General features: G+C 58.5%; 26 protein-coding genes, 2 tRNA genes and 1 riboswitch. Of the genes, 16 read left to right on the top strand and 12 right to left on the bottom strand.

Annotation, left to right across the window (positions count from 1 at the left end; all coding sequences use genetic code 11):
- Positions 1-288: 288 nt before the first annotated feature.
- The 3 genes from ACR3E0_RS20160 to ACR3E0_RS20150 all read right to left on the bottom strand — a co-directional run bounded on the left by ACR3E0_RS20160 (position 289) and on the right by ACR3E0_RS20150 (position 2,076).
- A complete protein-coding gene (locus tag ACR3E0_RS20160; protein WP_480474969.1) occupies positions 289-669 on the bottom strand; it encodes a hypothetical protein in 381 nt (126 codons plus the stop codon).
- 117 nt (positions 670-786) lie between these two features.
- Positions 787-1,251, bottom strand: a complete 465-nt coding sequence (locus tag ACR3E0_RS20155; protein WP_480474967.1) for a hypothetical protein — start codon at positions 1,249-1,251, stop codon at positions 787-789.
- A 67-nt stretch (positions 1,252-1,318) separates the two neighbouring features.
- A protein-coding gene (locus ACR3E0_RS20150) for an IS5 family transposase (protein WP_480474965.1) occupies positions 1,319-2,076 on the bottom strand; the annotation gives its coding sequence in 2 pieces (ribosomal slippage) (positions 1,319-1,755 and positions 1,755-2,076; 759 coding nt in all).
- Positions 2,077-2,126: 50 nt separating this feature from the next.
- Between ACR3E0_RS20150 and ACR3E0_RS20145 the strand changes: the two genes are divergently transcribed.
- Both ACR3E0_RS20145 and ACR3E0_RS20140 read left to right on the top strand, forming a co-directional pair.
- Positions 2,127-2,708 (top strand): DUF2326 domain-containing protein, encoded by a 582-nt coding sequence (locus tag ACR3E0_RS20145; protein ID WP_480474963.1) that lies wholly within the window; start codon positions 2,127-2,129, stop codon positions 2,706-2,708.
- On the top strand, positions 2,708-3,457 hold the full coding sequence (locus ACR3E0_RS20140; RefSeq protein ID WP_480474961.1) for an HNH endonuclease: 750 nt from the start codon (positions 2,708-2,710) through the stop codon (positions 3,455-3,457). The genes ACR3E0_RS20145 and ACR3E0_RS20140 overlap by 1 nt, the downstream gene beginning before the upstream one ends.
- A 131-nt stretch (positions 3,458-3,588) precedes the next feature.
- On the opposite strand, the gene ACR3E0_RS20135 is transcribed toward ACR3E0_RS20140, so the two are convergent.
- Positions 3,589-3,664: transfer RNA gene (locus ACR3E0_RS20135), tRNA-Lys, on the bottom strand.
- Positions 3,665-3,874: 210 nt separating this feature from the next.
- Between ACR3E0_RS20135 and dapF the strand changes: the two genes are divergently transcribed.
- Together dapF and mtaB are read left to right on the top strand one after the other, a co-directional pair.
- Positions 3,875-4,717 carry a diaminopimelate epimerase gene (gene dapF, locus ACR3E0_RS20130; RefSeq protein WP_480480890.1) on the top strand — a complete coding sequence of 281 codons (843 nt, stop codon included), beginning with the start codon at positions 3,875-3,877 and terminating at the stop codon, positions 4,715-4,717.
- Entirely contained in the window at positions 4,714-5,979 is a 1,266-nt protein-coding gene (gene mtaB, locus ACR3E0_RS20125) for a tRNA (N(6)-L-threonylcarbamoyladenosine(37)-C(2))-methylthiotransferase MtaB (protein WP_480474959.1), read from the top strand. The genes dapF and mtaB overlap by 4 nt, the downstream gene beginning before the upstream one ends.
- A 113-nt stretch (positions 5,980-6,092) precedes the next feature.
- Here mtaB and ACR3E0_RS20120 read toward each other — a convergent pair whose 3' ends face one another.
- From ACR3E0_RS20120 to petA, 3 genes are read right to left on the bottom strand one after another with little or no spacing between them, the layout of a single operon-like run.
- Positions 6,093-6,875, bottom strand: a complete 783-nt coding sequence (locus ACR3E0_RS20120) for a cytochrome c1 (RefSeq protein ID WP_480480888.1) — start codon at positions 6,873-6,875, stop codon at positions 6,093-6,095.
- Positions 6,876-6,892: 17 nt separating this feature from the next.
- A complete protein-coding gene (gene petB, locus ACR3E0_RS20115; RefSeq protein WP_480474957.1) occupies positions 6,893-8,236 on the bottom strand; it encodes a cytochrome b in 1,344 nt (447 codons plus the stop codon).
- Between the two features lie 11 nt (positions 8,237-8,247).
- Positions 8,248-8,832, bottom strand: coding sequence for a ubiquinol-cytochrome c reductase iron-sulfur subunit (petA, locus tag ACR3E0_RS20110; protein ID WP_480474955.1), 585 nt, complete (start codon positions 8,830-8,832; stop codon positions 8,248-8,250).
- A 485-nt stretch (positions 8,833-9,317) separates the two neighbouring features.
- Here petA and ACR3E0_RS20105 point away from each other — a divergent pair, with 485 nt between their 5' ends.
- Complete coding sequence (locus ACR3E0_RS20105; RefSeq protein WP_480474953.1) at positions 9,318-9,764, top strand: c-type cytochrome; 447 nt, start codon at positions 9,318-9,320, stop codon at positions 9,762-9,764.
- Between the two features lie 24 nt (positions 9,765-9,788).
- Here the strand turns inward: ACR3E0_RS20105 and ACR3E0_RS20100 are convergent, their stop codons facing one another.
- On the bottom strand, positions 9,789-10,403 hold the full coding sequence (locus tag ACR3E0_RS20100) for an FMN-binding negative transcriptional regulator (RefSeq protein WP_480474951.1): 615 nt from the start codon (positions 10,401-10,403) through the stop codon (positions 9,789-9,791).
- A gap of 55 nt (positions 10,404-10,458) precedes the next feature.
- Positions 10,459-10,606: riboswitch (FMN riboswitch) on the top strand.
- Between the two features lie 117 nt (positions 10,607-10,723).
- Between ACR3E0_RS20100 and ACR3E0_RS20095 the strand changes: the two genes are divergently transcribed.
- The 5 genes from ACR3E0_RS20095 (at position 10,724) to cobO (ending at position 14,641) form a co-directional block, all read left to right on the top strand.
- Positions 10,724-11,164, top strand: coding sequence for a 6,7-dimethyl-8-ribityllumazine synthase (locus ACR3E0_RS20095; protein WP_480474949.1), 441 nt, complete (start codon positions 10,724-10,726; stop codon positions 11,162-11,164).
- Between the two features lie 94 nt (positions 11,165-11,258).
- Complete coding sequence (aroC, locus tag ACR3E0_RS20090; RefSeq protein WP_480474947.1) at positions 11,259-12,359, top strand: chorismate synthase; 1,101 nt, start codon at positions 11,259-11,261, stop codon at positions 12,357-12,359.
- Positions 12,343-13,017, top strand: a complete 675-nt coding sequence (locus ACR3E0_RS20085) for an HD domain-containing protein (RefSeq protein ID WP_480474945.1) — start codon at positions 12,343-12,345, stop codon at positions 13,015-13,017. The genes aroC and ACR3E0_RS20085 overlap by 17 nt, the downstream gene beginning before the upstream one ends.
- A gap of 32 nt (positions 13,018-13,049) precedes the next feature.
- On the top strand, positions 13,050-13,985 hold the full coding sequence (locus tag ACR3E0_RS20080; RefSeq protein ID WP_480474943.1) for a DMT family transporter: 936 nt from the start codon (positions 13,050-13,052) through the stop codon (positions 13,983-13,985).
- Between the two features lie 56 nt (positions 13,986-14,041).
- Positions 14,042-14,641, top strand: coding sequence for a cob(I)yrinic acid a,c-diamide adenosyltransferase (gene cobO, locus ACR3E0_RS20075; RefSeq protein ID WP_480474941.1), 600 nt, complete (start codon positions 14,042-14,044; stop codon positions 14,639-14,641).
- An 18-nt stretch (positions 14,642-14,659) separates the two neighbouring features.
- Here the strand turns inward: cobO and ACR3E0_RS20070 are convergent, their stop codons facing one another.
- From ACR3E0_RS20070 to ACR3E0_RS20060, 3 genes are all read right to left on the bottom strand, one after another.
- The gene (locus ACR3E0_RS20070; RefSeq protein ID WP_480474939.1) at positions 14,660-14,881 is read right to left on the bottom strand and encodes a hypothetical protein; all 222 of its coding nucleotides are present in this window, start codon (positions 14,879-14,881) and stop codon (positions 14,660-14,662) included.
- A 178-nt stretch (positions 14,882-15,059) separates the two neighbouring features.
- On the bottom strand, positions 15,060-16,628 hold the full coding sequence (locus ACR3E0_RS20065) for an alkaline phosphatase D family protein (protein ID WP_480474937.1): 1,569 nt from the start codon (positions 16,626-16,628) through the stop codon (positions 15,060-15,062).
- A 147-nt stretch (positions 16,629-16,775) separates the two neighbouring features.
- Positions 16,776-17,642: a branched-chain amino acid aminotransferase gene (locus ACR3E0_RS20060; RefSeq protein ID WP_480480886.1), complete on the bottom strand. Its 867-nt coding sequence runs from the start codon at positions 17,640-17,642 to the stop codon at positions 16,776-16,778.
- Positions 17,643-17,799: 157 nt separating this feature from the next.
- On the opposite strand from ACR3E0_RS20060, the gene ACR3E0_RS20055 reads away from it, so the two are divergent.
- The 6 genes from ACR3E0_RS20055 to dxs all read left to right on the top strand — a co-directional run bounded on the left by ACR3E0_RS20055 (position 17,800) and on the right by dxs (position 23,065).
- The gene (locus tag ACR3E0_RS20055) at positions 17,800-18,312 is read left to right on the top strand and encodes a MarR family winged helix-turn-helix transcriptional regulator (RefSeq protein ID WP_480474935.1); all 513 of its coding nucleotides are present in this window, start codon (positions 17,800-17,802) and stop codon (positions 18,310-18,312) included.
- Positions 18,309-19,010, top strand: coding sequence for a response regulator (locus ACR3E0_RS20050; protein WP_480474933.1), 702 nt, complete (start codon positions 18,309-18,311; stop codon positions 19,008-19,010). The genes ACR3E0_RS20055 and ACR3E0_RS20050 overlap by 4 nt, the downstream gene beginning before the upstream one ends.
- A gap of 69 nt (positions 19,011-19,079) precedes the next feature.
- Positions 19,080-20,006, top strand: a complete 927-nt coding sequence (locus ACR3E0_RS20045; protein ID WP_480480884.1) for a histone deacetylase family protein — start codon at positions 19,080-19,082, stop codon at positions 20,004-20,006.
- A complete protein-coding gene (locus ACR3E0_RS20040; RefSeq protein ID WP_480480882.1) occupies positions 20,003-20,245 on the top strand; it encodes an exodeoxyribonuclease VII small subunit in 243 nt (80 codons plus the stop codon). The genes ACR3E0_RS20045 and ACR3E0_RS20040 overlap by 4 nt, the downstream gene beginning before the upstream one ends.
- A complete protein-coding gene (locus ACR3E0_RS20035; protein ID WP_480474929.1) occupies positions 20,246-21,112 on the top strand; it encodes a polyprenyl synthetase family protein in 867 nt (288 codons plus the stop codon).
- A 21-nt stretch (positions 21,113-21,133) separates the two neighbouring features.
- The gene (gene dxs / locus ACR3E0_RS20030) at positions 21,134-23,065 is read left to right on the top strand and encodes a 1-deoxy-D-xylulose-5-phosphate synthase (RefSeq protein ID WP_480480880.1); all 1,932 of its coding nucleotides are present in this window, start codon (positions 21,134-21,136) and stop codon (positions 23,063-23,065) included.
- Between the two features lie 60 nt (positions 23,066-23,125).
- On the opposite strand, the gene ACR3E0_RS20025 is transcribed toward dxs, so the two are convergent.
- Positions 23,126-23,201, bottom strand: a tRNA-Thr gene (locus tag ACR3E0_RS20025).
- Positions 23,202-23,256: the final 55 nt, after the last annotated feature.

Genomic DNA, 23,256 nt, shown 5'->3' with positions numbered 1-23,256 from the left:
CGCCGTGCGGACCGAAGATCGCTGCATCTTGATCTTCGGGATGCGCATTCTGCAGAGCTTTGCTTCCCGCCTTGGCCGCTTTCTTCAGGCGTTCATGAGTTTTTGCACCTGGCAAGTATCGCCAATTGTTTGTGCCTCTGAGAAAACCTATTTCTGTTTGACTTAGTGTTTTTGGTGGCCCGGAACCTTTGTCTTTGGGATCAAAGATGTAAAGAGTATCGGTCTGGTATGAACACCAGTAGGGCTCTCCAAATATGATGAAGGTGTCAGTGGGATCATAGTTGAAGATCATGCCGGTACCTCTGACGATACCAACGTTTGCAATCCAATTTTACCTGGTGAAAGCGATCTAAGCTTGCCCTCAATGATCGAGCGGAAACCGGCTCGGAAGCCACGACGGCCTAACCCACTTTCTTCAATCAGATTTGCCAATGTGATCGGAGCGAGGTGCTCGCGTGCAGCCCGAACGATCAAGGAATCAGCTTCAATGTCCGGTTTCTTGCTGAATTCATGATATCTCTGGGCATTGAGAGCTTGAGCGCGTGTAAAATCCGCGTCGCTCATCAGAATGACTTCGTCAGCGAAATCACTCGGTAGTTCGGCGCGCACGTAGCCCGGCCTTAGATCAAAATCATATTTTTCGACATGATCAATGGGTTTGACTGCCACGCCGTATCGGAGGCCATCGGTTACCCTTCAAGCAATTTTGTTCCGCAAGCACCATTGGGTTGCGCCCGGAATTGCAGTAGAGGGTTTAGTACTTGAGCAGAGTGCGACCTTTGGGAATCAGGAAAACACTTTTTCTCTTTCCCCCACGCACCTGATCAGAGGCAATTGGAGCTTTTTGAAGGTGGCGCTGGATATCTTTTGGATGAACTTCCGATTTTTAAGCCTGTTCAATGATGGTTCGCTGATCTTAACGCCGGTAGTTTTCAACGCCTCTATGGCGACACAGAGTACTCTAATGAACTCCATGTTATCCTGTCCCTCTGGTTTCAATTGATCTGGGTACATCAATTGGCCAGAACGGACCCGTGCAGTCGCTTCCGAATCCGGAAACCCGTAAAGTGGGATGCTTGTGTTGGGCTGACGTAAGAGCGATATGGCCTCTTGGTAGGTGTAAGTCACAACCTCACCGTTCAAACAGTTCACTGCTTCGAAGCAGTTATTGCCAGCTTCTCGAAGCCGTATTGTTTGACCGGCACTGACGATCTCCTTCCCAACCGGGACGATGTATTTTGGCTTAATCATCGGAGGCACTCCAGATATGAGAGTGTTCGCAAATGACGGCATCACAGTCGGCATCTAGGGTCAGGACTCATAGCCAATAGATGACCAGAGCGGCGAGTGCGATTGCGGAGAGGAAGACCTTGGGACATCTGTCGTATCGTGTGGCAACACGCCGCCAATCCTTCAGCCTGCCGAACATGATCTCAATCCGGTTGCGGCGTTTGTAGCGGCGCTTGTCGTATTTTACGGCTTTCTTGCGCTGTTTCCGACCTGGGATGCAGGATCTTACCCCTTTGTCTTTCAACGCTTCTCTGAACCAGTCGGCGTCATAGCCTCGATCCCCAAGCAACCACTCGACCTTGGGCAAGCTGCTCAGCAACGCCCGTGCTCCGATGTAGTCGCTGACCTGTCCGGCGGTGACGAACAAGTTGAGTGGCCGCCCCTGACTGTCGCAGATGGCGTGCAACTTGGTGTTCATGCCGCCTTTGGTCCGACCGATTAGGCGCCCACGCCCCCCTTTTTGACGCCCATGCTGGCCGCTGTTCGGTGGGCCTTGAGATAGGTTGCGTCGATCATCACGGTCTTCTCTTCGCCGTGGTTAGCCGCCAGACCGGTCATCATCTGCGCAAAGATGCCTTTATCGCTCCAGCGCTTCCAACGATTGTAGAGCGTCTTGTGAGGACCGTACTCCCTCGGCGCATCACGCCACCGTAAACCATTGCGATTGATGAAGATAATCCCACTCAACACACGCCGATCATCGACGCGGGGTTTGCCGTGGGACTTGGGGAAGAAGGGCTCAAGACGCGCCATCTGCGCATCTGTCAGCCAGAATAGATCAGACATATTCACCGCTCGTTTTTACAACTGTGAATCATGCTGCCGTGCGGAAATCAATGGGTCCTGACCCTAGCTGGTTCGACCGCCAGTTAGGCAAGCGCGTCGGAATCACTCAAAGTTTGGCTGGCGTTGATAGAATGCTCGAAGGCCAGCGGCAAAAGATGGGTTTGGAACGAGAGCGCGCTACGGCAACAATAGGTGATCTGGAAACATACTTTCGACAGCTCGTTACGACACTGATGCCCAATGGTTGTACTGGGAAATTGAAGCTAGACGGCAACGGCCTTCATCCCGAGATATTGCTCGATCGTGGCGCAGGGCTTTCAACAGCGGCAGTAGAGTCGTTCAAAATCGTAGCTTTTGACCTCGCAGCCATGATCCTTTCTGTAAACGGAAAGGCTGAACTACCATCTTTCCTTATCCACGACAGTCCGCGTGAAGCGGACCTTGACGCCGGCATTTACTCAAACCTCTTTGATTTCGCGTTGAGCTTGGAAGAAAAGGCAAGCCCGCCGCCATTTCAGTATATTATCACCACAACCACCGCCCCGCCACAAATCACTGCCGATCATCATGCACTAAGGCTGAAACTGTCATCGACTCCTCCTGAGGCTCGGCTGTTTGCGATGGACTTTTGATGATCGAGAAACCTCAATCCTTCGTTACCCGTCAGGAGTGCGAGAAGGTCATGTACCAGAACGGCTTCCGACGCCCCCATGGCGAAGTCGATGGCTGGCAGCGGTACAGTTCGACGACCGCGCAGGGGTCGGTCTGGCTCGGGCGGGAGACTTCTGGCGCGTGGCTCCTCGCGTTAGATCACGCCGGTATTATCGCAGAGATTGGAATTGAAACGTCCGATGCCGCAGGACCTGGCCTCGCACGTTTCCGATTTGCCTCACTGGCACCGCTCTATGCCGTGATGCCAAGGGTTTATGAGCTTGCTGTAAGTCTTCCTGATGCACCACTTCAAGAGTTCCTTCACCGCACGCAAAATTTGCCGTCGACTACAGAAGCGGAACGCCTTGTGGTCCAGCGTGTCGGCCAGAACATCTTTCGTGAGCGTCTGATCAAATACTGGCGGGGGCGATGCCCTCTGACCGGGATTGTCGACAAGCCGCTTCTCCGTGCCTCTCACATCAAGCCATGGCGCGACTGTGAAAACGACGCAGAGCGTCTGGATGTCCACAATGGCTTTCTTCTTTCGGCTCTCTGGGATGCCGCATTCGACAACGGTCTCGTGACCTTTGATCCTGAGGGTATCCCGATCTTCTCGGAACGCTTAAGTAAGTTGGCGCAATCACAGCTGCATTATGAAACGCCTATCAAATTGAACGCAAAACATCGAGTATTTCTCGAGTGGCATAGGGAGTATGTCTTTAAGGATTAGGAGCATAGCCCCCCGGAATGAGCACAATTCGCACGTTCCGAGCTTTCGTCCTTTCGGGGCGGCACTGTCCTCGAGAGGACAGAAACCTGTCGTAAAGGAACGATCAGGTGTCATTTGTCAATTATGAAAAGTGGTGAGCCGTGCAGGATTCGAACCTGCGACCCACTGATTAAAAGTCAGTTGCTCTACCAACTGAGCTAACGGCCCACTCTTTGATGGATCAAGTCGATCCTTGGCGCTCTGTAGGGTATTTTCCCGACCGGGTGCAAGTCCCTATTTCACGCCTCGTTTCGCCTGAACTTGACGTGTTTCAAGCGCCCCGATAGGCGGCTTAATTAGGCAGCGAGCGCGGGGGGGTCAACCCCTTTTTTAAGGAATCTGAGAGACAGGGTGGAAACAAATTCGGACCGGCGTTATATGCCCGCTATGCAACAGACACACGGCAACGGTTTGCCCTTCATGAAGATGCACGGGCTGGGCAATGATTTTGTCATTGTAGATGCGCGCGCGCAGCCGGTGACTATGACACCAGAACTGGCCAAGGGCATTGGGCACAGGCAGTTTGGCGTCGGCTTCGACCAACTGGCGGTCATTGAGAACGGCGAGTTCGATGCACATCTGGTCTTTTATAATGCGGACGGATCAACCTCGGCGTCTTGCGGTAACGCGACTCGGTGCATCGCGCGGTTTCTTATGGAAGAGACCGGAAAACCCGAAGTGAAGCTGACAACCGAACGCGGAACCCTGATGGCGAAAGATGCCGGAGACGGGCTGACATCGGTCAATATGGGGCAGCCACAGCTGGACTGGCAGGACATACCGTTGCTCGAAGAGGTGGACACACTCGAACTACCCATCGAAGGCGTGCCCACGGCAACTGGCATGGGCAATCCGCATTGCACCTTTTTTGTCGATGATGCCGAGGCCATTCCACTGGAAGAGTTCGGCGCCAGATATGAGTATCACCCGCTGTATCCGGAGCGCACCAATGTGCAGGTGGCGCAGGTCATTCGCCCGGATCATATCCGCATGCGCGTGTGGGAACGGGGCGTGGGAATCACGCTCGCCTCGGGTTCATCTTCCTGCGCGACAGCCGTTGCTGCCGTGCGGCGCGGTCTGACCGGGCGCAAGGTGCAGATCGAGTTGGACGGCGGAACCATCTGGATTGATTGGCGCGATGACGGTGTCTGGATGACCGGGCCCACGTGCCACGTGTTTTCGGGAACGTTCACGCCGGAATTCTTGGAGTCGCTTGGATGACCGCGCCCAAGTTCACCACGCTGGGGTGTCGCTTGAACGCCTACGAAACCGAAGCGATGAAGGACCTGACGCAACAGGCGGGTCTGTCTGATGCGGTCATCGTGAACACCTGCGCCGTGACCGCCGAAGCGGTGCGCAAAGCCAGGCAGGAAATCCGCAAATTGCGGCGCGAAAACCCGGACGCGCGCCTGATCGTGACAGGATGTGCGGCGCAAACCGAACCGCAGACCTTTGCGCAGATGGACGAGGTCGACGCCGTCATTGGCAACACCGAAAAGATGCTGCCGGAGACCTGGAAAAGTATGGCAACGGATTTCATTGGCGAGACCGAGGCAGTCCAAGTGGATGACATCATGTCCGTCACCGAAACGGCCGGGCATCTGATCGACGGGTTCGGGACCCGGTCCCGTGCCTATGTGCAGGTTCAGAACGGCTGTGACCACCGCTGTACCTTTTGCATCATCCCCTATGGCCGTGGCAATTCGCGCAGCGTTCCTGCGGGTGTGGTGGTGGATCAGATCAAACGGTTGGTCGACAAAGGGTACAATGAGGTGGTCCTGACCGGTGTTGACCTGACCTCTTGGGGTGCTGATCTGCCAGCGCAGCCCAAGCTGGGCGATCTGGTGATGCGCATCCTGAAACTGGTACCGGACCTGCCCCGGCTGCGCATCAGTTCGATCGATTCCATTGAGGTGGATGAGAACCTGATGCAGGCTATCGGGTCCGAACCCCGCCTGATGCCGCATTTGCATTTGTCCCTTCAACATGGCGACGATCTGATCCTGAAGCGGATGAAACGCCGCCACCTGCGCGACGATGCAATCCGTTTTGCCGAAGAGGCCCGCAAGCTGCGCCCTGACATGACCTTTGGGGCAGATATCATCGCCGGGTTCCCGACCGAGACGGACGCACATTTCGAGAATTCGCTGAAGCTTGTGCGAGACTGCAATCTGACCTGGCTGCACGTGTTTCCGTATTCCAAGCGCGAAGGCACGCCTGCAGCACGTATTCCGCAGCAGGTGAACGGAAAGACAATCAAGGAACGGGCGGCGCGCCTGCGTGCTGCGGGGGAAGTACAGGTGGCGAAACACCTGTCTTCGCAGATCGGAAAACGCCATCGCGTACTGATGGAAAACGAACGGATGGGTCGTACCGAGCAGTTCACCGAAGTGATGTTTGACGCTCCGCAAACCCAAGGCCAGATCGTGGAAGCCGATATCATCGGTGCAACCGGCACCCAATTGCAGGCGAGACCCGCTTAGGAAATCCTCAGGACCTGTCCCGTCAAACACTCTTCGGCTGGTGTCGCTGAAAAAGAAAAACCTCCGCAGCCAACGCTGCGGAGGTTTTTTGTTTCAGAGATCAGCAGTTGACCTTAGTGCTTTCTGCCTTTGATCGGTGCCCACAGGCGCTTGTTGACCAGGTAGAGAAGAACCGACAGGACCGTCAGGAAGATGACGCCGACAAAACCGGCATTCTTTCGATCCATCATTTTGGGTTCCGCTGCCCACATCAGAAAGGCGGATACGTCCTCTGACATGGCACGGACAGAGTTTGCGTGGCCATCGGCAAAGTCGATCTGTTCGTCAAACAGCGGCGGACCCATCGAGATCCAGCCACCCGGGAACGCCTTGTTTTCGTAGAGGATCGTTCCTGCTTCTTCCTTTTCCTCGCCGGTGTAGCCATCCAACAGCGATGCGATGTATTCCGCACCGCCAATGCCTTTGACCAGTTGGTTGATGCCCAGACCATAGGGACCATGGAATCCGGCGCGCGCCTTGGCCATCAGGCTCAAGTCCGGTGCACCAGCACCGGTGTTGGCCGGGAAATGGTCAGTGGGGATTGCCGGGCGGAAGTCATCCAGTTCGGGGTCAAACACCTCGAAGTTTTCAGCGGAATAGGCAATGACCTGTTCTTCCGAAAAGCCCAGCGCCTCAAGGTCGCGCAGCGGGACATATTGCAGCCCGTGGCAGGCCGCGCAAACTTCGGTATAGACCTGAAGCCCACGCTGCAGCTGGTTCAGATCCCAGGTTCCGAATGGTCCTTCGAACGAAAAGTCGAAATCCTCGATGTGAGTGTCGTATGCGCCTGCCGCATGGGATGTCGCAGGGGCAAGGGCCAGGGCAAGCGCGGCACCGATTGCAAGTTTCTTGAACATTTTTCCGGTCCCTCTTCTTACTCTGCCGGCGCCGTTGAAGGTGCAGCCTCAGCGTCCGGTTTCTTGTAGTGGGCGTTGAAGTCTTCCTCGATGGTCTCTGGCGGAACGTCGGGTTTTTCAATGACACCAAGGATCGGCAGGATCACGAAGAAATAGGCGAACCAGTAGGCAGATGCGATCAGCGAGAAGGTCGCATAAGGCTCTTCCGCCGGCATCGCCCCCAGCCACATCAGGGCAAAGAAGTCGATGATCAGCAGGTAGAACCACCATTTGAACATCGGGCGGTACTTGCCGGAACGCACGCTCGATGTATCCAGCCAGGGCGCCAGGGCCATGGCCAGGATCGCACCGAACATCGCCAGAACCCCAAAGAACTTGGCGTCGATGATGCCGCCGGTGATGAAGCTGGCGAACTGCACGACCCAGACCTCGCCGGTAAAGGCGCGCAGGATCGCGTAGAACGGCAGGAAGTACCATTCGGGAACGATATGCGCAGGCGTGACCAGCGGGTTGGCTTCGATGTAGTTGTCCGGGTGGCCCAGATAGTTCGGCATGTAGCCGACGATGGCCCAGAACACGACCAGGATCACGGCCAGCGCGAACAGGTCCTTGATCACGAAATACGGCCAGAAGGGCAGCGTGTCTTTCTCGGCTTCCGCCTTCGACGTGCGACGCACCTCAACACCGGTCGGGTTGTTATTGCCCGTGGTGTGGAACGCCCAGATATGCACGATCACCAGTGCCGCGATGATGAAGGGCAACAGGTAGTGCAGCGAGAAAAAGCGGTTCAGCGTGGCATTGTCCACGGCGGGTCCGCCCAGCAGCCAGGTCTGGATCGCATCACCTACGAAGGGGATTGCGCCAAACAGGCCGGTGATCACGGTCGCACCCCAGAAGGACATCTGACCCCAGGGCAGAACGTAGCCCATGAACGCGGTACCCATCATCATCAGGTAGATGAGCATCCCGATGATCCATGTGATCTCACGCGGGGCTTTGTACGAGCCGTAGAAGAGACCGCGGAAGATGTGGATATAGACCGCGACAAAGAACAGCGATGCGCCGTTTTGGTGCAGGTAGCGGATCATGTATCCGCCGTTCACGTTGCGCATGATGTGTTCAACGCTGGCAAAGGCCAGATCGACATGCGGCGTGTAGTGCATCACCAGAACGATACCGGTGATGATCTGCAGCGCCAGGCAGAACGCCAGAACGATACCCCAGATCCACCACCAGTTCAGGTTCTTGGGGGTCGGGATCATGAGGGTGTCATACAGCAGACCGACGATGGGCAAACGGCTGTTCAGCCACTTTTCGCCGTTTGTCTTCGGCTCGTAATGATCGTGGGGAATTCCGGACATCTGGGTCTCCCTTAGCCGAGCTTGATGGTTGTCGCGTCCACCCATTCAACGGGCGGGATCGGCAGGTTCTCAGGCGCGGGGCCTTTGCGGATACGACCGGCAAGGTCGTAGTGCGAGCCGTGGCAGGGGCAGAACCAACCGCCGAAATCGCCGGCGTCGCCCAGAGGCACACAGCCCAGATGTGTGCAGACGCCCATCTGAACGATCCAGGCACCGGGCGCTTCGCCTTCGGGCGACGGCATCACGCGGTTTGCGTCCGTTGCAGGCGCATCGGCATTCAGGTTTGCGTTGCGGGCCAGCGGATCGGGCAGAGCGGCAAGCCCCTCCTCGTCCTGTTGCTGTGCTTCTGCGATCTCGGCACCGGTGCGGTGGCGGATAAAGACCGGCTTGCCCAGCCATTTCACCGTCAGCTGCGTGCCCGGCTCGACCCCGCCGACATCGGTGCGGATCGAGGACAGCGCCTGAACATCTGCCGAGGGGTTCATCTGATTGATCAGGGGCCAGACCGCCGCCCCCGTGGCTACGACACCTGCGCCGCCAGCGACGTAGTAGAGGAAATCTCTGCGGGTGCCTTCGTGGTCTTCTGCGTGGGACACGAGGTTATCTCCGGTTCTTTTGGCGCCCGCGGACGGGCAAATAGCTCGCGCACCGCACGAATGCGGCGTCTTAACCGCGCTATCTATCGGGGAGAATAGATTTCGTCCAGCGGTCTTGAACGCGCAATACGCCGCATCTGGGCATTATGTCACGCCGCAGTGCTTTTTTTCATGATTCCCGTGCACAACTATTACCGCTGCCGCCAAACGCCACTTCGACTCGTACAAAGTCGATTCGCCGTCTGGCGGGCAATCGTTCGGGTTGCGCAATAGCGCACAGCATTATGTCAAAGATTAAGCGTCACGCCGTCAATATGGCTTAAGTGTGGCGTGGATTGATCTACTTTAAGGCGACGTGTTGCGATTTAAATCTTTCATATAAAATAGATATTTCTCATTCAAGTTCTCGCATGATTTCCTGTTGCACTTTTTGCGAGAATGCCGAAAAGCCCGGTCAAGCGCGAACTCCAGTTAGGAGACCTCATATGTCGAAACTTGTTTTGACCACCACATTGCTCACAATGGCCCTGTCCTCGCAGGCGGTTGCCACCGGCGACCCGGCGAAAGGCGAACTGCTCTACAACCGATGCTCATCCTGCCATGCAATCATCAAGGATGGCGAGGTTCTGGTGAAGGGCGGAATCACCGGGCCGAATCTCTACGGTGTCGTCGGTCGCATCGCCGGTACCGAGAACGACTATCTCAATGGCAGCGAACGTCTGCCGATCGGCATGTTCACCGACGACCTGATCCGTGCGGGGAACGAAGGGCTGGTCTGGACCCAGGAAAACCTGATTGCCTACTCAGAGGACCCGATCGGTTTCATTCAGGAGTTTCTGAACGACGAAACCGCGCGCCCCAACATGAGCGTCAAGCTGAAGAAAGGCGCAGACGATATTGCCGCCTATCTGGCGACGTTCAGCGCCCAGTAGGCCGTCGACCAGACCCGGCGCTGGTCAGGTGCTGCGCATCAACGCGGCCAGCCGCCCGGTTTCGGTGCCAAACCCCGTCACCTCCAATTGCCCGGCCGCGCGGAGGCGGGCGTCCTCGGTCTTGTTCTGGTTCAGTTTCCACGTGCCCTGAATGTCATCGATCCGCATCCGGCAGGGCACGATCATCCGCATCATTTTCGCCAGCGCCTCGTCAGACATCTTTCCGGTGGTCCATGGCGGCTTGGGCAACAGACGTTCTTCATAGAACGCAGATTGCCGGTCCAGCAAATCCAGCAATGTGTCGTGCGGCTGCATCTCTATCTGACCTGTCAGATGCACGGCCACGTAGTTCCACGTCGGCACCTGATCATCGACCTCGTACCAGTCAGGCGACACATAGCCGTCCGGACCCGTGACCGCGATCCGGGCGATTTGTGGCTGTTTCAGCAACCTCACGATCGGGTTTGAACGGACAAGATGCAACTCGGCCAGAGAACCATCTTCACTCAGCAAGAACGGAACGTGGCTCAACAGGGGGGCCTCCGGCGTCGACACGGCCAGAACACCGAAGGCGCGATCACGTGCGAAAGCGATGTGCCGTGCGTTGTCCTCGGCACGAAAAGCGGGGTTGGGATGCATACCTGTCCTCCTGACGATCCCTCTTGCAGAACCGCCCGCAGCTTGGCAAGCTTCATTCTGTTCTCAGGGCGGGGCGAAATTCCCCACCGGCGGTATGCGGGCCAAGACCCGTCAGCCCGCGAGCGGCCCCGTTTGTCGGGGTGTCAGCAGATCTGGTGAGAGGCCAGAGCCGACGGTGACAGTCCGGATGAAAGAGAACGCGCAGCGTGTCGCACAGCGGCACGGCTGTTCGTGATCGCCTTGGGTGACGTGTCATGCCGGGCTGGCAGCGATATGACTTCGCGAGCGCCAGCGGGCCACCAAACCGAAAGGAGATCATGATGACACACACCCGCTATGCGTTTGTAAAAGCCAACTGGCATTCCGATATCGTAGACCGCGCTTTGGACGGCTTTCTGGACTTGATTCCGGTCGATCTGGTCGATGTATTCGATGTCCCCGGTGCCTTTGAGATGCCGCTTCTGGCCAGGGATCTTGCCGAAACAGGGCGCTATGCCGCCGTGGCTTGCGCGGCCTTTGTGGTGGATGGCGGTATCTACCGGCACGAATTCGTCGCACAAGCCGTGGTAGACGGGCTGATGCGCGCCGGGTTGGATACGGGCGTTCCTGTCCTGTCAGTCTCACTGACGCCGCATCAGTATCAGGAGACGGATCATCACAACGCGATCTACCGCGCCCATTTCATTGAAAAGGGGCGCGAGGCGGCGCAGGCCGCGCTCAAGGTCACCGAGACCCGGGCGCAATTGGCGGCAGCGGCTTGATCCCAAGCGGTTGGAGCATCTGCGCCCCAACCGCAAATCTGCTTGAGGCTTGGGGCCTCGCCCGCTAATCACGACCCGCAAAGGAGCACGCCCCATGTCGATGAACAGCTTTGGACATCTTTTTCGCGTCACCACCTGGGGTGAGAGCCATGGTCCTGCATTGGGCGCCACTGTCGACGGCTGTCCGCCGGGGGTGGCAATCGACGAAGCCATGATCCAGCACTGGATGGACAAACGCAAACCGGGGCAGAACAAGTTCACCACCCAGCGGCGCGAGGCCGACGCGGTCAGGATTCTGTCGGGCGTGTTCGAAGGCCAGACAACGGGAACCCCGATCCAGCTGATGATCGAAAACACCGATCAGCGCTCGAAAGACTACGGCGACATCATGGACAAGTTCCGGCCCGGTCACGCCGATATCACTTACTGGCAGAAATACGGCATCCGCGACTATCGCGGCGGCGGGCGCAGTTCGGCCCGCGAAACCGCGGCGCGGGTCGCGGCAGGCGGACTGGCGCGCGAGGCGATCAGGCAGATCGCGCCGAACGTGCAGATCACCGGTTACATGGTGCAAATGGGTCCGCGCAAGATCGACAGGGACAGCTTTGACTGGGCACAGATCGAACAAAACCCGTTCTGGACCCCGGATGCCAAGGCCGCTGAAGACTGGGCCGCCTATCTGGACGAGCTACGCAAGTCAGGAAACTCGGTCGGGGCCGTGATCGAGGTCGTGGCACGCGGTGTTCCGGCGGGATTGGGTGCGCCTGTTTACGCCAAGTTAGACACTGATCTGGCCTCTGCCATGATGTCGATCAACGCCGTCAAGGGTGTTGAGATTGGCGAAGGCATGGCCGCCGCGGAACTCACAGGCGATGCCAACGCTGATGAGATTTTCATGGGTCAGGACGGCCCGCAATACAGCAGCAATCACGCCGGTGGTATTCTAGGTGGTATTTCGACCGGGCAGGACGTCGTGGTACGTTTTGCGGTCAAACCAACCTCATCGATCCTGACCACTCGCAAGACCATCACAAAATCCGGCGCAGAGACCGAGATTATCACCAAGGGCCGCCATGACCCCTGCGTCGGCATCCGCGCAGTCCCGGTCGGCGAGGCGATGATGGCCTGTGTGATCCTGGATCACCTGCTGCTGCATCGCGGCCAGATTGGCGAAAACCGTGGACAGATTGGCTGACCTACGTACCCGGCTGCGGACGGTTGTGGCGCAGCGTATGGCCACAGACCCGGCTCATGACCTTGCCCATCTGGACCGCGTCTGGGTGAACGCGCAGGCCATTGCGGATGTGACCACCAATATGAAGGTGTTGCTTGCAGGGTGTTATCTGCATGATCTGGTAAACTTGCCAAAGGACGACCCGGATCGCCACCTTGCATCCCGTAGATCAGCGGCGGAATCAGAGTCTATTCTTGGGAAACTCGGTTATGAACCGACACAGATTGAGGCCGCCCAGCACGCAATTGCGGCACATAGCTTTTCGGCCAAGATACCACCAGAAACGCCCGAAGCGCGTATCCTGCGCGATGCCGACCGGCTCGATGCGCTTGGCGCAATTGGCATCGCGCGCACGTTCTCGGTGTCTGGCGCCCTGGGCCGTGTCCTCTACGATCCGGCGGACCCGTTCTCAGAAAACCGACCGCTGGACGATCTGCGCTTTTCCATCGACCATTGGAAGGTCAAGCTGCTGGCTTTGCCGCAAGACATGCTGACGCCCACCGGCAGACGACTGGCGCAGCAACGCGCGCAGCGTATGATCCGGTATCTCGAAGAGTTTGCCGAGGAACTCGGCACGGCCCTGCCAGCCGAGTGGGCCGCGCTCGCCCCGACCCGTTGATCTTTGCGCCGCAAAGGCGCAGGGTCGCGCCGATGGCAAAATCCTTAACATCGCATCGACCTGTCCTTGCTGTGACGCTGAAGCTCAGCGCCCTGTTTCTGTTCACGTCTATGTCGGCCCTGGTCAAAGCGCTGTCCGAAGATTTTCCGCCGGGAGAGCTGGTCTTTTTCCGTTCTCTGTTTGCGATCCCCGTCATCATTATCTGGCTGATTGCGCGCGGCGAGCTGGCGCAAGGCTTTGTGGTCAAAAAGCCGATGGGCCATTTCTGGCGCGGCGTATTGGGGACATCCGCGATGGGCCTGACCTTCACCGGCCTCAGCCTGCTGCCTCTGCCCGAGGTGACCGCCATTGGATATGCCACGCCGATTTTCACCCTTGTTCTGGCGGCCGTCATGCTCGGTGAACGCATCCGCATGATCCGAATCGGAGCCGTTTTGCTGGGCCTGTTGGGTGTTCTGATCATGATCTGGCCCCGCCTTGGCAGCACCGAGATGGAAACCGCCGCCACGCTGGGCGCGCTCTGCGTTCTGACCGCGACGATGGCCCGGGCCTTTGTCCAGATTCACATCCGGCAACTGGTACAGGTCGACCATCCAGCGGCCATTGTGTTCTATTTTTGCGTGACTGGGACACTGCTGTCGGGGCTGACAGTGTTCTGGGGCTGGACCATCCCAACATGGGAACAACTGGTGATTCTGATCGCCATGGGTCTGACCGGAGGCGTGGCGCAGATCCTCGTGACCTCGTCCTATCGGTTTGGGCAGGCGTCGATGCTGGCGCCCTATGATTACACCACAATGCTGTTTGCGATTGTGATTGGCTATGTCTGGTTTGGTGAATTGCCGACGATCGCCATCCTGACCGGTGCCGCGCTGGTGATTGCCGGCAACGTGGTGGTGATCTGGCGTGAGCATCAACTGGGACTGGAACGCGGCAAGGCCCGGTCGGTCACCGATCCCAAAGCGTGACTTTACCTTTCGCAAACTTTCCCTAGGTTGGGCCGGACAGTCAAAACAGGTGCCCCATGAGCGACGCGCAGGATCACAAGGAAAAGATGCAAAAGGTGCAGGCCAAGCACCGCAAGAAAGTGTCCGAGGCGGTCGACCCCGGACGCGGGTTGGTCATGGTCAATACTGGCAAAGGCAAAGGCAAATCCTCCGCCGCGTTTGGCGTGGTGATCCGGGCGTTGGGCTGGGGGCAAAAGGTGGCTGTTGTACAGTTCATCAAGGGCAAATGGAAAACCGGCGAACGGCGCTTTTTTCAGGAGCGGGACCTGGTCACCTGGCACACGATGGGCGAAGGTTTCACCTGGGACACCCAAGACCGTGAACGCGATATCGCGGCGGCAAATTCAGCCTTCGACAAGGCCTGCGGTTTGATGGCGAGCGGCGAGTACGATCTGGTTGTGCTGGATGAGATCAATATCGCCCTGCGCTACGAATACCTGTCGGTCGAACAGGTCATAGCGGGGCTGGATGCGCGGTCCGAACGGACCAGCGTCTTTCTGACGGGCCGGGACGCGCCACAGAATCTGCGTGACTATGCGGATCTGGTGACAGAAATGACCGAGGAGAAGCACCCGTTTCAGGCGGGAATCAAAGCGCAGCGCGGACTGGATTATTAAACCCGCCGGGTGTCCGCTTCAGGCCTTTTGCCGTGTCAGCAGCTTTTCAAAAACATACCGCACAGAACCGCGACGGCTGGCCGCACTGTCGGGCAGGCTTACGTCATGGTCCGGTTCGTTGATCGCCCTGTCGCGCTTTTTCTGCTCGACATAGGCTGCAAAGTCATCATCACAGCACGCACACCCACAGGACGTAGCTGCATCATGTCGGGCGATGATTTCGTCGAGCTGATCATTCATTCCTGACCTTCCCACAAGGCGATACTCCGAACCACACATCGTTTCCGAGGCGGCGGCGTGCTCTCACCATGTCTTGCGCTAAGCCCGCAAACCGCCTCGAAACTCGGTGCCAGATGATAGATCATCTGACGTCGATTGATAATTGATTATTTTAGTCGGGAATTTCAAGTCCGATTCGTCAGATCGCCTGTTCCCTGGGATCCAGGGTGACCGACCAGAGTTCGGTGTCTGCGCGATCCATCAACCGCACGGTCATCTGCTGTGTGGCACCGTCAATGTCCACAAGCCCAAAGAACTGCAGGCCAGCGCTGGGGGGCAGGTTGACGCCCTGATCCTCTGCGGGTGCTTTGACGAACTTCACCTCGGGGCCAAAAGTACCATCCAGTGCGTTTGGACCAAATGTACCGGCATGCAACGGGCCCGACACAAACTCCCAGAATGGTTCAAAATCCTGGAATTGGGCCTTGTTAGGGTCATAAAAATGCGCAGCAGTATAGTGAACGTCGGCCGTGAACCAAACCGTGTTTGTGACGCCGGTCGTCTTGATGAACCGCAGCAGATCGGCGATCTCCAACTCGCGACCCTTGGCCGGACCACTATCACCGTTTGCGATCGCCTCTGCTCCGGCCTGTTCCTTCCAGTTGTCCCAGACGATCACACCGATCGGCATATCCGAGGCAATCACCTTCCACGTGGCCTGCGATCCGGCCAGCTCTTTCTTGAGCCATGCAAGTTGCTCGGCACCCAGAATGCGGGACTGATCGGTGATCTCATCTTCCATCGAAGGACCGTTAGGACCGCGATAGCTGCGCAGATCGAGGAAAAAGACGTCCAGCATCGGGCCGTACGAAATCTTGCGATACACGCGCCCCGGTTCGGCGGGGGTAATGCGCAGCGGCGTCATCTCATGAAAGGCGCGTCCGGCGCGGGATTGCAGCACATGCACTGATTTTTCGGTGTACCGATCGTCCGAGATCAGGTCCTTGGCATCCGACCAGTTGTTGACCACCTCGTGGTCGTCCCATTGAAAGAAGGTCGGACAGACGGCGTTCATGGCGCGGACATGTTCGTCCATCATGTTGTATTTCCACTGGGCGCGGAATTCGTCCAGCGTTTCGGCCACCTTGCGCTTCTCATCGATCAGGGTGGTGTTTTTCCAGATCACCTGCCCGTCTTTCTCGACCTCGTCCTGCATTGGGCCATCGGCGTAAACCGTGTCGCCGGAATGAATGAAAAAGTTGGGCTTGTGCTGCGCCATGGTCGCATACGCGCGCATCCCCTCATCATCAATGCCCCAGCCCTGACCGGCGGTGTCCCCGGACCAGGCAAACCGTATGTTGCGCCGGGACATCGGTGCAGTGCGGAATTGGCCAACAACAGGCTCTGATACGACATTGATGTCGCTGAGGTCGGCGGCCACGAAGCGATAGAAGATATCCTGATCCGAGGGCAATCCATCCACCAGCCGCTTGACCGCAAAATCGCTGTTGGGAATAGCGTCCATTGGCGTCAGCCTGCGCGCGTCGGCAAAGCTGTCGGTTGTCGAGACTTCCATCATCACGCGGGCCGGGCGGTCGGTTCGCGTCCAGATCATGCCAGAGCCTGTATCCACATCACCCGATTGAACACCGTGAGTGAATACCGGGCGCGATGCCGCACGGCTCAGCGCGGGCATGGACAGAGATGCGGCAAAGGCGGTGCTGCCTGCTAGGAAGGAACGGCGGGTCGGTCGCAATATCTTGGTCATCTGGGCTCTCCTGTCTGGTGATCGGTGTATCGACCACGCGATTGGTAAGCCGGATTGAGCCGCCCGATTGTAAAACGAGCGGCTCAGATTCTTGACACTATCACGATGATATTGTGACGCCTGTGGATAAACACCCAACCCTTGGGGTCAGCTGCGCACGAGCTTTTCGTAATCCTCGGCAATCTCGCGGGTGATGTCGCCCACCTCGAATGTGTATTCACCGATCTGACCGACCGGGGTGACCTCGGCCGCGGTTCCGGTCAGCCAGCATTGCTCAAAGCCAGCCATCTCCTCGGGCATGATGTGGCGTTCATGGACGGTGATGCCCTTGTCCTTGAGCATCTGGATGACCGTCTGCCGGGTGATCCCGTTCAAGAAGCAATCCGCCAGAGGCGTGTGTACCTCACCGTCCTTGACGAAGAACACATTCGCACCGGTCGCCTCGGCCACATAGCCGCGGTAGTCCATGAACAGGGCGTCAGAGCAGCCTTTCGCCTCGGCCTTGTGCTTTGAGATGGTGCAGATCATGTAGAGGCCCGCCGCCTTGGCGTGCACCGGGATGGTCTCCGGGCTGGGCCGTTTCCATTCCGCGATGTCCAGCTTGGCACCCTGCATCTTGGCATCGCCGTAATACGCCCCCCACGGCCAGACCGCGACCGCCATACGCACCGGGTTCTTGGCCGAAGCGACACCCATATCCTCGCCCGAGCCGCGCCAGACCAGAACGCGCACATACGCATCCTGCAATCCACTGGCTTTCAGGGCCTCTTCCTTGGCAGCCTCGATCTCGTCAATCGAATAAGGCACCGGCATGTCCAGCGCCTCTGCCGAGGCAATCAGGCGTTCGGAATGCGCGCGGCTTTTGAAGATCTTGCCGTTATAGGCCCGTTCGCCCTCGAACACAGACGAAGCGTAATGCATCGCGTGGGTGAGAATATGCACGTTGGCGTCGCGCCAGGGCACCAGTTTGCCATCCAGCCAGATAACACCGTCACGATCGTCATACCCCGCCATACGAAACCTCCTGAACCGGGTTGATTTTCCGATTGTTGCGCTACTTAGGTCCGAAGTGGACATAATGTTGCGCAAAAACTGCGATCGATACCTGTCCACCCTTGGAATGTCAATAACGCTGACATAAAGTCGGCCCGTGCAACGAATGAGGGATGATATGTCCGACATCCGCCCCGCCCCATTGTATGGGGGCGAAAGCCTGTTGTTTTTGACCGACGAACAGTTGCGACAGGGGATTGAGGCCATGTTTTTTGCCTATCGCGGCTTTACCGCCGATCCTGATCGCATCCTCGCCGAGATGGCCTATGGTCGTGCGCATCACCGCGCCGTCCACTTCATCAATCGCGCACCCGGCACAACGGTCAACAACCTTTTAGCAATTTTGGGCGTAACAAAACAGTCCCTGAACAGGGTTCTCAGGACACTTATCGAGGATGGGTTGGTCGAAAGCCGGGTCGGTACCGTGGACAAACGCGAACGTCATCTGTTTCTGACGGAAAAGGGCCAGGCGCTGGAGGCCAAACTGTCCGATGCCCAGCGCGCGCGGATGCGGGCGGCGTACAAGGACGCGGGTCCCGAAGCCGTGTCCGGGTTCCGCAAAGTGCTTGAAGCAATGATGGATGCTGATATGCGTCATGCATATGCAAAACTTCGGGATACGACCTCATGAGCGATATGGACGCCCATCTGCTGATTGTCGACGATGACGAGCGCATTCGCGATCTGCTCAAGAAGTTCCTGATGCGGAATGGATTTCTGGTTACGGCCGCCCGCGATGCGGCGCATGCGCGGCGCGTCTTGTCGGGGCTGGATTTTGATATGATCGTGATGGATGTCATGATGCCGGGCGAGGATGGAGTCAGCCTTACTCGTTCGCTGCGCGAGACCCACAACACGCCGATCTTGTTGTTGACGGCGCGGGGCGAGACCGAGCATCGCATTGCAGGGCTTGAAGCCGGGGCGGATGATTATCTGGCCAAGCCGTTCGAGCCCAAGGAACTGCTGTTGCGGATCAACTCGATCCTGAGACGGATGCCAGAGACGGCCGCGCAGGATGCGGCGTCAAAGATTCTGCATCTCGGACCGATCCGGTATGACATTGAACGCGGAGAGATGTGGCAGGGCGAAAACCCGGTTCGCCTGACGGCCACCGAAAGCCAGTTGATGAAGATATTCTCGACCAAGCCCGGTGAGCCGATCAGTCGGGCCAAGCTGGTCGAGGATTTGGGGCGCGACAAGGGGCAGGCGCAGGAACGGGCGGTGGATGTGCAGATCACCCGCTTGCGCCGCAAGATCGAGCAGGACCCGAAACAACCCCGCTATCTGCAAACCGTGCGGGGCGCGGGCTATATGCTGGCGCCGGATTGATGGTGCCGCTGCGCGGCGGTTTTGTGCCTTCGGCGAAGGTATTTTGAGCCAGATGAACAAGGGATCCTGATGAAGACTGTCCTTTTAACCCACGCCGATTGCCTTGGTCACGTGACGCCCTCAGGACATCCCGAACGCGTTGCCCGGCTGGAGCATATTCTGCATGCGCTGGAACCACTTGACCTGAACCGGGTGACTGCGCCAATGGCGGCAGATGATGATCTGCTGCGTGTTCATCCCGAAAGCTACATCCGCGAGATCCGGAGCAATCGCCCCGATGAAGGATTCACTCAGATTGACGGTGACACCTTCATGTCCCCGGGATCGGTGGATGCCGCGTATCGCGCGGCGGGCGCAGTCGTACGCGCAGTCGATATGGTTTTGGGTGGCGAAGCGCAAAATGCATTTTGTGCGATCCGACCGCCCGGTCATCATGCCGAAACCGAAACAGCCATGGGGTTCTGCCTGTTTGGCAATGCGGCCCTGGCCGCCAAACATGCGCTGGAGCATCACGGGCTGGAGCGGGTCGCAGTTGTCGATTTCGACGTGCATCACGGCAACGGGACGCAGGATCTGCTTTGGGATGAGCGTCGCGCTCTGGTGATCACCAGCCAGCAGATGCCGCTGTGGCCGGGCTCTGGCCGACCCGATGAAACCGGAGCCTACGACACGGTTCTTAATATCCCGCTGGCCCCCGGTACCGGCGGGGAGGACATGCGGACCGCCTACGAAACACAGGCCTTCCCACGCCTGCGCGCGTTCCGACCCGAGTTGATCATCATTTCGGCCGGATTCGACGCGCATCAGGATGATCCATTGGCCAATCTGAACTGGTCCACCGGTGATTTCGCCTGGGTTACAGCCGAGTTGTGCAAGATCGCTGACGAGATGTGCGAAGGCCGTATCGTCTCGACTCTGGAAGGCGGGTATGATCTGAACGCACTTGCCGATGCAACCCGCGCCCATGTGCAAGAACTGATGAAGGCAGCCCGATGACCGATACCCCAGTTGATCAGATGACATTCGAACAGGCGATGAAAGAGCTTGAGACTGTGGTGGGCCAGTTGGAGCGCGGCGACGTGGCATTGGATCAATCCATCGCCCTGTACGAGCGCGGAGCAGCGTTGAAAAAACGATGCGAGGATGAGTTGAAGCGCGCCGAGGAAAAAGTCGCGGCGATCACTCTGGATGCCAATGGTCAGCCGACCGGAACGACGCCCGCCGAAGGTCTCTGAATGTTTCGCGACAGGCTTGCGCAGGACGCGGCCCGTATTCAGACACAGTTCGATCTGGTTCTGGGTGCGTTGGACGATCTGGATGTGACCCGGGCGATGGCTTATGCCGCGCAGGGGGGAAAACGCTTGCGCGGGTTTCTGGTGCTGGAAAGTGCGCGTTTGCATGAGGTTGATGAGGCCCGCGCGATCTGGCCTGCCACCGCGATCGAGGCGCTGCACGCCTATTCGCTGGTCCATGATGATCTACCGTGCATGGATGACGACGACCTCCGCCGGGGTCGGCCAACCGTCCATGTGAAATGGGATCAGGGCACAGCACTTTTGGCCGGTGACGCCCTGCAAGCCCTTGCGTTCGAACTGTGCACGCGCCCCGAAGTTGGAGATGCTGACACGCGGGCAGACTTGGCTTTGACCCTGGCACAGGCGAGCGGTGCACAGGGGATGGTTCTGGGTCAGGCGCTGGACATCGCGGCTGAAACCGCATCCGAACCATTGTCGCTGGAGGACATCACCCATCTGCAGGCCGGCAAGACCGGAGCCCTGATCGAATGGGCCGCCTGCGCGGGGGCGCGGCTGGCGCAGGCCGATCCGGCGCCCTTGCGCCAATATGCCCACGCGCTGGGCCTTGCTTTTCAGATCGCGGACGACATCCTTGATGTCGAGGGTGACGCCGAAAAGGCCGGAAAGCGCCTGCAAAAGGATGCCGATGCAGGCAAAGCCACGTTTGTATCGGTTCTGGGACTGGCCGCAGCCAGAACCCGTGCAAGCGAACTTGTCGATCAGGCCTGCGCGGCGGTGGAAAGGTACGGGCCCGGGGCCGAAACCTTGAAGGCCGCCGCCCGCTTCGTTATTGCCCGAGACAGCTAAGCCGCAAGGAACGCGCCAAACATGACTTCTGATCGCCCGCAAACGCCTCTGCTGGATCTTGTGAACCGCCCTGCGGATCTCAAGCAGTTTTCAGATGCACAGCTGCATCAGTTGGCGCAGGAGTTGCGTGCCGAGACGATTTCAGCCGTGTCGGTCACCGGCGGCCACCTGGGTGCAGGTCTGGGCGTCGTTGAACTGACGCTCGCCCTTCATGCCATCTTTGACACCCCCCGCGACAAGATCGTCTGGGATGTGGGTCACCAATGCTATCCGCATAAAATCCTGACCGAGCGGCGGGACCGCATTCGCACCCTGCGCCAGAAGGATGGGCTGAGCGGGTTCACCAAACGCAGCGAGAGCCCGTATGACCCGTTCGGGGCCGCGCACAGCTCGACCTCGATCAGTGCAGCACTTGGGTTTGCGGTTGCGCGCGATCTGGGCGGCAACACGCCCGAGGGGCTGGGCGACGCGATTGCCGTGATCGGTGATGGATCGATGTCGGCAGGCATGGCTTTCGAGGCGATGAACAATGCCGGGCATTTGAAGAAACGTCTGATCGTCATTCTGAACGACAACGAGATGAGCATCGCCCCACCGGTCGGTGCAATGTCGAGCTATCTCTCGCGCATTTATGCCGAAGAGCCCTTTCATGACCTGAAGGCCGCTGCGAAAGGCGCGGTGTCGCTGTTGCCGGAACCGTTCCGCGAAGGGGCGAAACGTGCCAAGGAGATGCTCAAGGGCATGGCCGTTGGGGGCACCCTGTTCGAAGAGCTGGGCTTTTCCTATGTTGGCCCCATCGACGGGCACGATCTGGATCAGCTTCTGCCGGTCTTGCGCACCGTCAAGGCGCGGGCAACTGGGCCGATCCTGATCCACGTCCTGACAAAAAAGGGCAAGGGCTACGCGCCCGCCGAACAGGCCCGCGACAAGGGGCACGCAACGGCCAAGTTCGACGTCGTGACGGGAGAACAGAAAAAGGCGCCGTCGAACGCTCCGTCCTATACCTCTGTATTCGGTAAGGCACTCGTGGATGAGGCCGGGCGCGATGACAAAGTGGTTGCCGTCACCGCCGCGATGCCGGATGGCACGGGCCTCAATCTGTTTTCCGAACGCTACACCTCGCGCTGCTTTGACGTGGGTATCGCGGAACAGCATGGTGTGACCTTTTCCGCCGCGTTGGCGGCTGGCGGGATGAAACCGTTCTGCGCGATGTATTCGACGTTCCTGCAACGTGGCTACGATCAGGTCGTGCATGACGTGGCAATCCAGCGCCTGCCGGTTCGTTTTGCCATCGACCGTGCCGGGCTGGTGGGCGCTGACGGGGCGACCCATGCCGGATCCTTTGACATCGGCTACATGTCCAGCCTGCCCGGAATGGTTGTCATGGCCGCCGCGGATGAGGCGGAACTGATGCACATGGTTGCAACGGCCGTGGCGCATGATGACGGACCGATTGCGTTTCGCTATCCGCGCGGCGAGGGCGTGGGCGTCGACCTGCCTGAACGCGGCGAGGTGCTGGAGATCGGCAAGGGCCGCTTGATCCAGACCGGCCAGCGCGTGGCGCTGCTCTCCTTCGGCACGCGGCTTGCCGAGGTTCAGAAAGCCGCCGAGTCATTGTCAGCCAAGGGAATCACCCCCACCATCGCCGACGCGCGCTTTGCCAAGCCGCTGGATCGCGACCTGATTCTGGACCTGGCCGCGCGCCACGAGGCGCTGATCACCATCGAAGAAGGCGCCGTTGGCGGATTCGGCAGCCATGTGGCGCAGTTGCTCGCTGAAGAGGGCGTATTCGACCATGGGCTCAAGTACCGCTCGATGGTGCTGCCAGACATCTTCATCGACCAGGCCAGCCCTGCCGACATGTACGAGGTGGCGGGAATGAACGCCGAACAGATCGAAGCCCGGGTACTGGATGTTCTGGGCGTTGCGTCGATTGGGGAAAAGCGCGCCTAGGTTTCGTGCTGTTGGAAGTCGCCTACGGGTCGCCCAGTATTGTGTTGAAACACAAGGAAATGGTGCCGCTGAAGGGACTCGAACCCCCGACCCCATCATTACGAATGACGTGCTCTACCAGCTGAGCTACAGCGGCGACCTGTACTGCATCTGCGCTAGGTCCAAGGCGCCCTAAGATGCGTTGGATCGTG

The sequence above is a fragment of the Ruegeria sp. AJ12 genome (assembly GCF_056536245.1).
The sequence above is the reverse complement of the archived record's forward strand: the minus strand, read 5'-3'. Positions and strand labels throughout refer to the sequence as shown.

What these genes read in the sequence shown, in the direction of transcription:
- ACR3E0_RS20050 (WP_480474933.1), top strand. Translation starts at nt 18,309, where the DNA reads ATGAGCGATATGGACGCCCATCTGCTGATTGTCGACGATGACGAGCGC.
- ACR3E0_RS20055 (WP_480474935.1), top strand. Translation starts at nt 17,800, where the DNA reads ATGTCCGACATCCGCCCCGCCCCATTGTATGGGGGCGAAAGCCTGTTG.
- aroC (WP_480474947.1), top strand. Translation starts at nt 11,259, where the DNA reads ATGTCGATGAACAGCTTTGGACATCTTTTTCGCGTCACCACCTGGGGT.
- ACR3E0_RS20060 (WP_480480886.1), bottom strand. Translation starts at nt 17,642, where the DNA reads ATGGCGGGGTATGACGATCGTGACGGTGTTATCTGGCTGGATGGCAAA.
- petB (WP_480474957.1), bottom strand. Translation starts at nt 8,236, where the DNA reads ATGTCCGGAATTCCCCACGATCATTACGAGCCGAAGACAAACGGCGAA.
- ACR3E0_RS20105 (WP_480474953.1), top strand. Translation starts at nt 9,318, where the DNA reads ATGTCGAAACTTGTTTTGACCACCACATTGCTCACAATGGCCCTGTCC.
- ACR3E0_RS20035 (WP_480474929.1), top strand. Translation starts at nt 20,246, where the DNA reads ATGTTTCGCGACAGGCTTGCGCAGGACGCGGCCCGTATTCAGACACAG.
- mtaB (WP_480474959.1), top strand. Translation starts at nt 4,714, where the DNA reads ATGACCGCGCCCAAGTTCACCACGCTGGGGTGTCGCTTGAACGCCTAC.
- ACR3E0_RS20155 (WP_480474967.1), bottom strand. Translation starts at nt 1,251, where the DNA reads ATGATTAAGCCAAAATACATCGTCCCGGTTGGGAAGGAGATCGTCAGT.
- dapF (WP_480480890.1), top strand. Translation starts at nt 3,875, where the DNA reads ATGCCCGCTATGCAACAGACACACGGCAACGGTTTGCCCTTCATGAAG.
- ACR3E0_RS20045 (WP_480480884.1), top strand. Translation starts at nt 19,080, where the DNA reads ATGAAGACTGTCCTTTTAACCCACGCCGATTGCCTTGGTCACGTGACG.
- ACR3E0_RS20040 (WP_480480882.1), top strand. Translation starts at nt 20,003, where the DNA reads ATGACCGATACCCCAGTTGATCAGATGACATTCGAACAGGCGATGAAA.
- ACR3E0_RS20120 (WP_480480888.1), bottom strand. Translation starts at nt 6,875, where the DNA reads ATGTTCAAGAAACTTGCAATCGGTGCCGCGCTTGCCCTGGCCCTTGCC.
- ACR3E0_RS20140 (WP_480474961.1), top strand. Translation starts at nt 2,708, where the DNA reads ATGATCGAGAAACCTCAATCCTTCGTTACCCGTCAGGAGTGCGAGAAG.
- ACR3E0_RS20095 (WP_480474949.1), top strand. Translation starts at nt 10,724, where the DNA reads ATGACACACACCCGCTATGCGTTTGTAAAAGCCAACTGGCATTCCGAT.
- dxs (WP_480480880.1), top strand. Translation starts at nt 21,134, where the DNA reads ATGACTTCTGATCGCCCGCAAACGCCTCTGCTGGATCTTGTGAACCGC.
- cobO (WP_480474941.1), top strand. Translation starts at nt 14,042, where the DNA reads ATGAGCGACGCGCAGGATCACAAGGAAAAGATGCAAAAGGTGCAGGCC.
- ACR3E0_RS20145 (WP_480474963.1), top strand. Translation starts at nt 2,127, where the DNA reads ATGGGTCCTGACCCTAGCTGGTTCGACCGCCAGTTAGGCAAGCGCGTC.
- ACR3E0_RS20070 (WP_480474939.1), bottom strand. Translation starts at nt 14,881, where the DNA reads ATGAATGATCAGCTCGACGAAATCATCGCCCGACATGATGCAGCTACG.
- ACR3E0_RS20080 (WP_480474943.1), top strand. Translation starts at nt 13,050, where the DNA reads ATGGCAAAATCCTTAACATCGCATCGACCTGTCCTTGCTGTGACGCTG.
- ACR3E0_RS20100 (WP_480474951.1), bottom strand. Translation starts at nt 10,403, where the DNA reads ATGCATCCCAACCCCGCTTTTCGTGCCGAGGACAACGCACGGCACATC.
- ACR3E0_RS20065 (WP_480474937.1), bottom strand. Translation starts at nt 16,628, where the DNA reads ATGACCAAGATATTGCGACCGACCCGCCGTTCCTTCCTAGCAGGCAGC.